General features: G+C 43.7%; 10 protein-coding genes. All 10 read left to right on the top strand.

Annotation, left to right across the window (positions count from 1 at the left end; all coding sequences use genetic code 11):
* Nucleotides 1-516: 516 nt before the first annotated feature.
* Nucleotides 517-1398, top strand: a complete 882-nt coding sequence (prpB, locus tag Q338_RS03460) for a methylisocitrate lyase (protein ID WP_034291971.1) — start codon at nucleotides 517-519, stop codon at nucleotides 1396-1398.
* A 151-nt stretch (nucleotides 1399-1549) separates the two neighbouring features.
* Complete coding sequence (locus tag Q338_RS03455) at nucleotides 1550-2782, top strand: DUF711 family protein (protein WP_034291969.1); 1233 nt, start codon at nucleotides 1550-1552, stop codon at nucleotides 2780-2782.
* 233 nt (nucleotides 2783-3015) lie between these two features.
* Nucleotides 3016-4170, top strand: a complete 1155-nt coding sequence (gene prpC / locus Q338_RS03450) for a bifunctional 2-methylcitrate synthase/citrate synthase (protein ID WP_034291968.1) — start codon at nucleotides 3016-3018, stop codon at nucleotides 4168-4170.
* 87 nt (nucleotides 4171-4257) lie between these two features.
* The gene (locus tag Q338_RS03445; protein WP_034291966.1) at nucleotides 4258-4800 is read left to right on the top strand and encodes an REP-associated tyrosine transposase; all 543 of its coding nucleotides are present in this window, start codon (nucleotides 4258-4260) and stop codon (nucleotides 4798-4800) included.
* Nucleotides 4801-4980: 180 nt separating this feature from the next.
* Complete coding sequence (locus Q338_RS03440; protein WP_244773418.1) at nucleotides 4981-5613, top strand: LysE/ArgO family amino acid transporter; 633 nt, start codon at nucleotides 4981-4983, stop codon at nucleotides 5611-5613.
* 50 nt (nucleotides 5614-5663) lie between these two features.
* Nucleotides 5664-6116, top strand: a complete 453-nt coding sequence (locus Q338_RS03435) for a GNAT family N-acetyltransferase (protein WP_034291962.1) — start codon at nucleotides 5664-5666, stop codon at nucleotides 6114-6116.
* A gap of 136 nt (nucleotides 6117-6252) precedes the next feature.
* Nucleotides 6253-6603, top strand: coding sequence for a 5-carboxymethyl-2-hydroxymuconate Delta-isomerase (locus Q338_RS03430; RefSeq protein ID WP_034291960.1), 351 nt, complete (start codon nucleotides 6253-6255; stop codon nucleotides 6601-6603).
* A 10-nt stretch (nucleotides 6604-6613) separates the two neighbouring features.
* A complete protein-coding gene (locus Q338_RS03425) occupies nucleotides 6614-7126 on the top strand; it encodes a hypothetical protein (RefSeq protein ID WP_147293670.1) in 513 nt (170 codons plus the stop codon).
* Between the two features lie 39 nt (nucleotides 7127-7165).
* Complete coding sequence (locus Q338_RS03420) at nucleotides 7166-8353, top strand: phospholipase D family protein (protein ID WP_034291956.1); 1188 nt, start codon at nucleotides 7166-7168, stop codon at nucleotides 8351-8353.
* A gap of 167 nt (nucleotides 8354-8520) precedes the next feature.
* Nucleotides 8521-11130, top strand: a complete 2610-nt coding sequence (gene acnD, locus Q338_RS03415; protein ID WP_034291954.1) for a Fe/S-dependent 2-methylisocitrate dehydratase AcnD — start codon at nucleotides 8521-8523, stop codon at nucleotides 11128-11130.
* The last annotated feature ends 121 nt before the right edge of the window (nucleotides 11131-11251 follow it).

Raw genomic sequence — 11251 nt, 5'->3', positions numbered from 1 at the left:
ACCCTCTCCCAAAGGCATGGGTATCTACACATCTTTTTTTGAGATTATGTTGATTGTTTTTCAACAAAAATTTCAAAACAAGCTGACAAAATCTCGCCGTGTTACGCGTGATTTTGAAACTAAAATTAAGGGCTATTGAATTGATATTTCAAATAACCTTTTAATTTTATTGTAAAAAGATGTGTAGATACCCATGCCCAAAGGAGAGGGAACAGGTGGGTGGCAAGCAAAAATTTGTAGGGCAATGAAAGGCTGCCTGAAAAAACGCCGCCATATTATTTTTTTGCAAATTATCTTATTGCTTTTTATTGCCCAATTTTAATGATTTTTTGTTAAAAATAATTAAGATTGGGCAATTTAATATTATGCTTTTGCTTTTATTGAATTTTTTTATGAAAATAAATTTCTTCATTGTGAAATTCAATTTCACAATCGGATTAATTTTAATTACATTGCACTACATGCTCATCACAGAGCATAACACCATAAGAAAAATACATTTCAGGAGCAATTCACATGACTATTCAATCTGCTGGCTTGCGTTTCCGTCAAGCCGTTCAAGAATCCAATCCATTAGCCGTGGTGGGCTGTGTGAATGCGTATTTTGCGCGTTTGGCAACCGCGAGCGGTTTCAAAGCAATTTATTTGTCGGGCGGCGGCGTGGCGGCTTGTTCGTGCGGCATTCCCGATTTGGGCATCACCACGATGGAAGATGTGTTGATTGACGCAAAACGCATTACCGACAATGTGGACACGCCACTTTTGGTGGACATTGATGTGGGTTGGGGCGGTGCATTCAATATTGCGCGTACCATTCGCAATTTTGAACGCGCTGGTGTGGCGGCGGTGCATATTGAAGACCAAGTGGCGCAAAAACGCTGTGGTCATCGTCCCAACAAAGCCATTGTTTCACAAGCGGAAATGGTAGACCGCATTAAGGCTGCCGTAGATGCCCGTGTGGACGACAATTTCGTGATTATGGCGCGAACCGATGCGCTGGCGGTGGAAGGTTTGAATGCGGCGATTGAACGCGCCCAAGCCTGTGTGGAAGCAGGTGCGGACATGATTTTCCCCGAAGCGATGACCGAATTGTCCATGTATCAACAATTTGCCAAAGCGGTGCAAGTGCCTGTTTTGGCGAACATCACCGAATTTGGCGCAACACCACTCTACACCCAAGCGGAGCTGGCTGAAAATGGCGTGAAATTGGTGCTGTATCCCCTGTCTTCTTTCCGAGCGGCAAGCAAAGCGGCTTTGGGTGTGTATCAAGCGATTATGCGTGATGGCACGCAAGCCAATGTGGTGGACACCATGCAAACCCGTGCGGAACTCTACGAATTTTTAAATTACCACGATTTTGAAAATAAGCTGGACGAATTGTTTAGCCAAAACAAATAATTCATTGCCCCCAAATCCCCTCTCCCATTGGGAGAGGGCTAGGGAGAGGGAAAACAGACATTTTTTGAAAATGCGCTGTTGGCTTTTTGTAAACTTTTTTCACTGAAATTTTGTTTTCAGGCAGCCTGAAAAATATTTTTGAGATGAAATCATGGTTGATATTTATTTACAAAACAAAGAATTATGTCGTATTCGTGCCATTACCGCATTTACTGTTTTACCCAATGATGAAACGCAATGGCAACAGGTGTTGGCAAATGCTAAATCGCAGTGCGACCATGTGGCAGAAGTTTTGATAAAACAAGGCTATATCGTACAATCCATTAGAATTGTCAGTAATCCTTTTGGAGAATATTTGGATTGTCAAAGTACCAAGAGTGCGGCTTTGGGGTTGGAAAAAATTCGCAATATTCTTAACCAACTTAATCAAAATGGTTTACGCATCCGTTTTGCGATTGGTGAAGCCAAAACTGCTCATGAAATTGCTTTATTGCCTGACTTAATTGCAGAATATGGCGATTTATGTAATGCTTGTGTTAATATTCCAAGTGATGAAAATGGTTTTTTAGACAATGAGTTAATTGAATTATCTGTGAAGATAGTGGAAAAAATTGCGCAAATAACACCACGCGGAGAAGGTAATTTTAATTTTACAGTGAATTTTAATTGCCAATCATTTATTCCTTATTTCCCAGCTAGTTATCATAATGGCGAATGTGGCAATTGTTTGGTATTGGGTTTGGAAACTCCAGATTTATTGGCTGCTGCGTTACATAAGTGTAGGCTGCCTAAAAACTATGCTAGCAAAATGCAGGCTGCTTTTGTGGCAATGCGCGATGCTTTGCAATTTCATGTTCAACAAATTCAAGAAATAATTCAATCCATCACACTTGATGATGATTGGAAATACATTGGTATGGATACTTCGGCAGCACCATCTAAAAATTGTACTTCTATGACCGAATTGTATCAATTATTGGGTGTACCCCATTTTGGGGCTAGTGGAACTGTGGAAGTTTCATCTTTGCTAACACGGGTATTTAAATCATTAGAAAATACTCAAATGCTTGGTTTTTCAGGATTGATGTTGGCAGTTACCGAAGATAAAGGTTTGGCTGCAGCAACTTGTGAAGGACAATTTGACATTCGTTCTTTACTGACATACAGCAGTGTGTGTGGCATTGGTTTGGATACTGTGCCGATTGAAGGGGATACACCATTAGATAAAATTGCAGCAATTATGCGTGATACAGGCACAATGGCATTTCGCTTGAATAAACCTTTAACAGTTCGCTTATTTCCTGTACCCAATTTGAAAGCGGGTGAAATGACGGCTTTTGAGAGTTCAGATTTGTGTAATTGTGCTGTGTTGTCTGTACCCTAAATTTTGTTTTCAGTCAGCGTGTAGGTTGGGTTGTAAACCCAACAATTTCGTCAGTTTGAATACCTAAAATGTTGGGTTTATAACCCAACCTACCTATTTTCAGGCAGCCTGCAACAACACACATTGCCGTCCGCTCGGACTTTCAGGCAGCCTGAAAATCAAAAAGCAGTAAAACCGCAGTAAAAACTCATCTTTCCACTTTCTTTTTCACTTTTGTTTAAAGGAACACAACCATGAGTACCGAAACCCAAACCCCTGCTTTCAAACCCAAAAAATCCGTAGCCCTGTCGGGCGTGGCGGCGGGCAACACCGCGCTTTGCACCGTAGGTCGCTCGGGCAACGATTTGAGCTATCGCGGCTACGACATTTTGGATTTGGCAAAACATTGCGAATTTGAAGAAGTCGCCCATTTGCTCATTCACGGACATTTGCCCAATCAATTTGAATTGGCGGCTTACAAGCAAAAATTGAAATCATTGCGCGGTTTGCCCATTCGCGTGATTCAGGTATTGGAAAGCCTGCCCGCCCACACGCACCCCATGGACGTGTTGCGTACAGGCGTGTCCATGCTCGGCTGTGTGCACCCCGAACGCGAAAGCCAACCCGCCAGCGAAGCGCGTGATATTGCCGATAAATTGATTGCCTGTTTGGGCAGTATGTTGTTGTATTGGTATCAATATTCGCACAACGGCAAACGCATCAGCGTGGAAAGCGAAGAAGACAGCATTGGCGGACATTTCTTGCACATGTTGCACGGCAAACGCCCCAGCGCAAGCCACATCAAAGCCATGCACGTTAGCCTGATTTTGTATGCAGAACATGAGTTTAACGCCTCCACGTTCACCAGCCGCGTGATTGCAGGCACAGGTTCAGACATTTACTCTGCCATCACAGGTGCAATTGGCGCACTCAAAGGTCCCAAACACGGTGGCGCAAACGAAGTGGCTTACGACATTCAAAAACGCTATCGCAGCGCAGACGAAGCCGAAGCCGACATTCGTGAACGCATTGCGCGTAAAGAAATCATCATCGGATTTGGACACCCCGTTTACACCATTTCTGACCCACGCAATGTGGTGATTAAAGAAGTGGCACGCGATTTGAGCAAAGAAACAGGCGATATGCGCTTGTTTGACATTGCCGAACGCTTGGAAACGTTGATGTGGGACGAGAAAAAAATGTTCCCCAATTTGGATTGGTTCAGCGCGGTGTCGTATCAAAAATTGGGCGTACCAACCGCGATGTTTACGCCATTGTTTGTGATTTCACGCACAACAGGTTGGAGCGCACACGTTTTGGAACAACGCGCAGACGGCAAAATCATTCGCCCCAGCGCGAATTACACAGGACCCGATGACACGCCATTTGTGCCGATGGGCGAGCGTTAAAAAATTGTAGGGTGCGCTGTGCGCACCAAATTATGAGATAATCTCAATTATTTCAACAGATTGGTGCGCACGGCACACCCTACAAATATGTCGAATTATTTACGTTATTATTCAGGCACGATGTATTTTTTCACATTGGTTGCATTTGAACGCCGAAATATTTTCTGTAAACCCGATTTTTTAAGCGCATTCAAAACATCCATTCAAGAAGTGAGAAAACAATATCCTTTTAAAATTATTGCGTGGGTTCAGTTGCCAGACCATTTGCATTGTATTTTAAATTTTGAACAAGAAAATCATGATTTTAGTAAAATATGGAGTATTATCAAACGCAAAACCACAAAATTATGCCCACAATATCATTTGCGTGATGATGATTTAAGTTTATCCAAAGTATTGCGAAACGAAAAAGGCATTTTTCAAAGAAGATTTTACGAACATTTGATTCGTAATGAACAAGATTTATACAACCATTTGAATTACATGCATTTTAATCCAGTTAAGCACAATTTGGTTGAAAAAACAAAAGATTGGCAATATTCCACATTTCATCGTTATGTGAAAAATGGTTTTTACGATGAAAATTGGGGCGAAAACATGGATTTACCCCATATTGAAGATTGGGAATAGAATAGTAGGGTGAGCTGTGCGCACCAACCAAATATCACACAAATATTTGAATTTTTTTAGAAACGGTGCGCACGGCGCACCCTACATTTTCTCATCATCTTGATTCAAAAACCCGAGTCGCCCCAAACCCATTTTGTAGTATGATTACAAAATCATTAAATCAAACGGAAAAAAGACAAAATGATGTGGCAAATGATTTTAAAAGGCGCGATGATTTCAGGCGGATTGATTATGGCGATTGGGGCGCAAAACGCTTTTGTGTTGCGACAAGGATTGTTGAAACAACACGTTTTGGCGGTGGCAACAATTTGTTTTCTTTGCGATTTTGCTTTGATTAGCGTGGGCGTGTTGGGGCTGGGTGGCGCGATTGCGCGTAGCCAAACGGCTTCGGTTGTGCTGGCGATTTTGGGGGCGATGTTTTTGTTGTGGTACGGTTTTCGGTCGTGCCGCAGCGCATTGGTGCAACAACATGATGCTTTGCAAATATCTGAAAATGCAGAAGTTTCAGGCAGCCTGAAACAAACCGCGCTTGCCACGCTCGCCATTACCTTGCTCAATCCGCACGTTTATTTGGATACGGTGGTGTTGATTGGCAGCGTGTCGGGCAGTTTGGCGGCACAGGAAAAACCGTATTTTCTGTTGGGTGCGGTAAGCGTTTCATTTATTTGGTTTTTTGGATTGGCGTATGGGGCGCGTTTGCTCAAACCGATTTTTGCCAAACCACGCGCTTGGCAGATTTTGGAAATGGCGATTGCGCTGATGATGTGGTGGTTGGCTTATGGTTTAATTCGCTTTGTTTTGAATGCGTTATAATGAAAAACCATTTTTCAGGCAGCCTGAACACATTTTGAGGAAACACAAAAATGCACATTCGCTTTGCAAAAGAACAAGACGTTACCCAACTATTTGAATTAATGAAAGAATTGGCGATTTTTGAACATTATATTGACAGCTTTGCCATTACGCCAGAAATCGTGTTGCAAAGCGGTTTTCGCAAAAATCCGCCCGATTTTCACAGCTTGGTGGCAGACGACAACGGCACGATTGCAGGTATGCTGGTGTATTATTTTTTGCCCTACACCGCGCAAAATCGCCCCAATATTTACATGAAAGAACTTTATGTATCAGAAGCTTATCGCGGACAAGGCGTGGGTGAAAAATTGATGTACGCCTTGCACGAAGTCGCGCAACAACATGGCTGTTCGCAAATCAAATGGACGGTCGCGCCGTGGAATGAAGGCGGTTTGCGCTTTTATCAACGCTTGGGCGCACACGAAAACCGCGATTGGCTCAATTATGAATGGAACGTGAAATGATGTTTCAGGCAGCCTGCAATCTGTTCCCTCTCTCAAGCCCTCTCCCACAGGGAGAGGGAGCAAAGTTACTTAAATTTATCAATTACCTTTATCCCGAATTCGCGTTATTTTAACTTGATTTTAAAGAGAAAAAACCATGCCTCATTTGCTTGTAGAATACGCCAACAACATCGCTTTGCCCCTTGACGAAACGCTCAACGCCTTGCACGAAACCCTTGTTCAGAGCGGACAATTTGACCCACAAGACATCAAAATCCGCGCCCAATCCCATGCCGATTACCGTGTGGGCGGCACAAAAGCAAGCGGTTTTGTGCATTTGACTTTGCATTTGATGGCGGGGCGCAAGGCAGAAATCAAAGCCGAATTAAGCCAAAATCTTGCCCAAACCATTGCCGCCAAGCTGCCTGAATACACGCCCACAGGCACACAAATTACCGTGCAAATGCAAGATATTGAACGAGAAAGTTACCACAAAATCATTTTGTAAACAGATGAAAATGTCCAAAATCATCAAAAAGATTGTATGGCTTGGCGTGATGATGTTGGCAACGCAACCCAGTTTTGCCAAAAATCAAAAATCCAAACAAAATAAGGGGATAGACAATATTGTTGCCCTATCCGAGCGTTTGGAGCGCGAAAACGACCCCAATTATGGCGACATGTACATTCAGCGCAAACCCAAGTTCCAAATCATTGTTTTGTTTGCCGATAATCAAAATCGCCAAGCGTGGCTGAAATCATTAAGCCCAAAAATGCGCCGTCATGTGGTGATTCGCCAAGCGAAAAAGTCGCGCCAACAGTTTTTGCGTGAACAAGATGAATTGTCTGAAACTTTGCGACAAGCAGGCGTGAAAGCATTTGTTTTACGCTATGATATTGAATTGCAAAAATTTTTATTGGACGTTGGCAACCATGCCGACCGCGACACAGCGCGTCAAATTGCGGATAAATTGAATCATCGTGATTTGGCAATTCAAGTTGGCAATTTGCCCGTGCCAGAGCGCAGATGAGGTTTTCAGGCTGCCTGAAAAATAGAAAGGAACTAAAATATGAAATTCATCATAAAAGCCAATCAATTAACCAATAAATTTATTGAGTTGAGCGAAATTTATACAAATATTGCATTTGCAACAGCGTGGGCGAGTTCGCAACATATTGCATTTCAAGAATTACTGGAAAAACATCAACATAAAATTCAATTTTCAGTTATTGGTCTACATTTTTATCAAACAGACCCACGAGTTTTATGGGATTTTGAAAATCATCACAATATCAAATTTATGAAACAAACCAATGGTGTATTTCATCCCAAAATATATGTATTTTGGAATGATGAAACCGATTGGGCAATTTTGATGGGAAGTGCCAATTTTACAAATGCGGCATTCAATGGAAAAAACATTGAAAGTACTATTTTGATAAGTAGTGATGACAGTGAAACGAAATTTTTTTCACAAATTATTGATTTTTTAAAAGATTGTTTCAATGATGCTAGCTACTTAACATTGGAAGAAATTAAAAAATACCAACAGCTATATCGTTTCCGCCAAAAAGAACAGAATGCTTTAAGCAATCAATATAATAATAAAAATATGGAAAAAAGCATTTTAAATGTTGATATTTTGAATTATTCTTGGCATGAATATTTTAATATTATTCAAAAAGATATTCATCATGGATTTACGGAACGATTGGAGATATTGGCGTTTACACATGAATTATTTTTGAATAACGATGATTTTTCTAAAATGGATTTGCCAAACCGTCAATTTATTGCGGGAACTGGACGAGGCAAATCGGGCTGGTTTGGTAGTATGATTGGTAATGGTCAATTTAAGAATGCGATTAATGAAAACAGTTCCATGTTGGCACAAGCGATTAACCAAATTCCTCTCTTTGGTGCTGTTTCGGAACAAGCATTTTTTGATTATATTGAAATCTATCAATCTACACCGCAATTTAGCGATAAACCCAATTCATTGGGAACGGCTACGCGTTTGTTAAGTATGAAACGCCCTGATTTATTTATTTGTTTTAATAATAAAAATCGCCATAAAATTTGTGATGATTTGGGTATTAAAAAATCCAATATGACGGCAGAACGCTATTGGTTTGAAGTTTTACAGCGTTTCTATGATACCGCTTGGTTCAACAGCGAAGAGCCACAAAATGAAGAAGAAAAATGTGCTTGGTGTGGCAGAATGGCGTTATTGGATTGTGTTTATTATCAAGAATAAAATCTTTCAGGCAGCCTGAAAACCCAAAAAAATGTAGGTTGGGTTGCAAACCCAACATCATAAAATCACGGCAAAAATGTTGGGTTTACAACCCAACCTACGCCCCCCAGTTTTGCAGTACCCAGTAGTTTTAATTTACCACAAGAAAAACACAAAGGAAATAAACCATGAATCCAAATCAAATCTACAAAAAACCCTTACCCAACAGCCAGTTGTATTATTTTGATGCCAAACAAGCCATTGATGACATTCAGGCAGGCGCATACGACAAATTGCCCTACACCAGTCGCATTTTGGCGGAAAATTTGGTCAATCGTGCCGACAATGTGGATTTGCCCACTTTGCAATCTTGGTTGCGCCAATTGATTGAAAATAAGCAAGAATTGGATTTTCCATGGTATCCCGCGCGTGTGGTTTGCCACGATATTTTGGGGCAAACCGCTTTGGTGGATTTGGCAGGTTTGCGCGATGCCATTGCCGAAAAAGGCGGCGACCCCAGCAAAGTCAATCCCGTTGTGCAAACCCAGCTTATCGTGGACCATTCTCTTGCGGTGGAATGCGGTGGCGATGACCCCAACGCCTTCGCCAAAAACCGCGAAATTGAAGACCGCCGCAACGAAGACCGTTTCCATTTCATCAACTGGACAAAAACCGCCTTTGAAAATGTGGACGTGATTCCTGCTGGCAACGGCATCATGCACCAAATCAATTTGGAAAAAATGTCGCCCGTGATTCAAGTGAAAAATGGCGTGGCGTTCCCCGACACTTGCGTGGGTACGGATTCGCACACCCCCCATGTGGACGCGCTGGGCGTGATTTCCGTGGGCGTGGGCGGTTTGGAAGCGGAATGCGTGATGTTGGGCTTGCCGTCCATGTTGCGTACGCCTGATATTGTGGGCGTGGAATTGACAGGCAAACGCCAACCCACCATTACCGCCACCGATATTGTGTTGGCTTTAACCGAATTTTTGCGTAAAGAACGCGTGGTGGGCGCGTTTGTGGAATTTTTTGGCGAAGGCGCAAGCAGTTTGTCCATTGGCGACCGCGCCACCATTTCCAATATGACCCCCGAATTTGGCGCAACCGCCGCCATGTTTTCCATTGATGAACAAACCATTGATTATTTGCGATTAACTGGGCGCGATGACGAACAAGTTAAATTGGTGGAAAACTACGCCAAAACCGCAGGATTGTGGTCAGGCAGCCTGAAAAATGCCGTTTATCCGCGCGTGCTGCAATTTGATTTGTCCAGCGTAACGCGCAATATGGCAGGTCCGAGCAACCCACATGCCCGCTTTGCCACCGCCGACTTGGCAGCCAAAGGCTTGGCGCAGCCCTACGAAACCCCAACAGACGGCAAAATGCCCGATGGCGCAGTCATCATTGCCGCGATTACCTCTTGCACGAACACCTCCAATCCGCGCAATGTGGTGGCGGCAGCATTGTTGGCACGAAACGCCAACCGTTTGGGTTTAAAGAAAAAAGATTGGGTCAAAACCTCATTTGCCCCTGGTTCAAAAGTGGCAGAATTGTATTTAAAAGAAGCAGGATTGCTGCCTGAAATGGAAAAATTGGGCTTTGGCATCGTTGCCTTTGCCTGCACCACTTGCAACGGCATGAGCGGCGCATTGCGCCCTGAAATTCAACAAGAAATCATTGACCGCGATTTGTACGCCACCGCCGTGTTGTCGGGCAACCGCAATTTTGACGGACGCATTCACCCCTACGCCAAACAAGCGTTTTTGGCAAGTCCGCCCTTGGTGGTGGCATACGCGATTGCAGGCAGCATTCGTTTTGACATTGAAAAAGACGTGTTGGGCGTGGCAGAAGACGGACGCGAAATCCGCTTAAAAGACATTTTCCCCAGCGATGAAGAAATTGACGAAATCGTGGCAAAATTTGTGAAACCCGAACAGTTTAGACAAATTTACGAACCCATGTTTGCCGCCAACGACACCGAAAAATCGCCATCGCCCCTGTACGCATGGCGCGAAAAATCCACCTACATTCGCCGTCCGCCCTATTGGGAAGGCGCATTGGCTGGCGAACGCACTTTACGCGGCATGCGCCCCTTGGCGATTTTGCCCGACAACATCACCACCGACCATTTATCGCCTTCTAACGCGATTTTGCCCAACAGCGCGGCAGGCGAATATTTGGCAAAAATGGGTTTGCCCGAAGAAGACTTCAATTCCTACGCGACCCATCGTGGCGACCATTTGACCGCCCAACGCGCCACCTTTGCCAATCCCAAACTGTTCAACGAAATGGTCAAAAACCCAGACGGCACAACCCAACAAGGCTCTTTGGCGCGTGTGGAACCAGAGGGCAAAGTAATGCGTATGTGGGAAGCGATTGAAACCTATATGAATCGCAAACAACCACTTATCATCATTGCGGGCGCGGATTATGGGCAAGGTTCCAGCCGCGACTGGGCGGCAAAAGGCGTGCGTTTGGCAGGTGTGGAAGCGATTGTGGCGGAAGGATTTGAGCGCATTCATCGCACCAATTTGATTGGCATGGGCGTGTTGCCATTGCAATTCAAAGCGGGTGTAAACCGCCACACTTTGCAACTGGACGGCACGGAAACCTTTGATGTGATTGGCAAACGTGAAGCGCGTTGCGATTTGACCTTGTGCATTCATCGCACAAATGGGGAGACGGTGGAAGTGCCTGTTACCTGTCGTTTGGATACGGCGGAAGAGGTGCTGATTTACGAGGCAGGTGGCGTGCTGCAACGTTTCGCGCAGGATTTTTTGGAGGGGAAAGTGGCTTGATTTTGCGTTGAAATGTTGAAATAAAAATTCAGGCAGCCTGAAACCTTTGCAAAATCCACTTTAAAACTGACGTAGGGGCGAATTTCATATTCGCCCCTTTTTCAATTTATTGATAAAAATG

The organism is Alysiella crassa DSM 2578 (assembly GCF_000745955.1).
Lineage (GTDB): Bacteria > Pseudomonadota > Gammaproteobacteria > Burkholderiales > Neisseriaceae > Simonsiella > Simonsiella crassa.
The sequence above is the reverse complement of the archived record's forward strand: the minus strand, read 5'-3'. Positions and strand labels throughout refer to the sequence as shown.

Coding starts and splice junctions, on each gene's coding strand:
- Q338_RS03445 (WP_034291966.1), top strand. CDS start 4,258: ATGTCGAATTATTTACGTTATTATTCAGGCACGATGTATTTTTTCACA.
- Q338_RS03435 (WP_034291962.1), top strand. CDS start 5,664: ATGCACATTCGCTTTGCAAAAGAACAAGACGTTACCCAACTATTTGAA.
- Q338_RS03430 (WP_034291960.1), top strand. CDS start 6,253: ATGCCTCATTTGCTTGTAGAATACGCCAACAACATCGCTTTGCCCCTT.
- Q338_RS03425 (WP_147293670.1), top strand. CDS start 6,614: ATGTCCAAAATCATCAAAAAGATTGTATGGCTTGGCGTGATGATGTTG.
- prpB (WP_034291971.1), top strand. CDS start 517: ATGACTATTCAATCTGCTGGCTTGCGTTTCCGTCAAGCCGTTCAAGAA.
- acnD (WP_034291954.1), top strand. CDS start 8,521: ATGAATCCAAATCAAATCTACAAAAAACCCTTACCCAACAGCCAGTTG.
- Q338_RS03455 (WP_034291969.1), top strand. CDS start 1,550: ATGGTTGATATTTATTTACAAAACAAAGAATTATGTCGTATTCGTGCC.
- Q338_RS03440 (WP_244773418.1), top strand. CDS start 4,981: ATGATGTGGCAAATGATTTTAAAAGGCGCGATGATTTCAGGCGGATTG.
- prpC (WP_034291968.1), top strand. CDS start 3,016: ATGAGTACCGAAACCCAAACCCCTGCTTTCAAACCCAAAAAATCCGTA.
- Q338_RS03420 (WP_034291956.1), top strand. CDS start 7,166: ATGAAATTCATCATAAAAGCCAATCAATTAACCAATAAATTTATTGAG.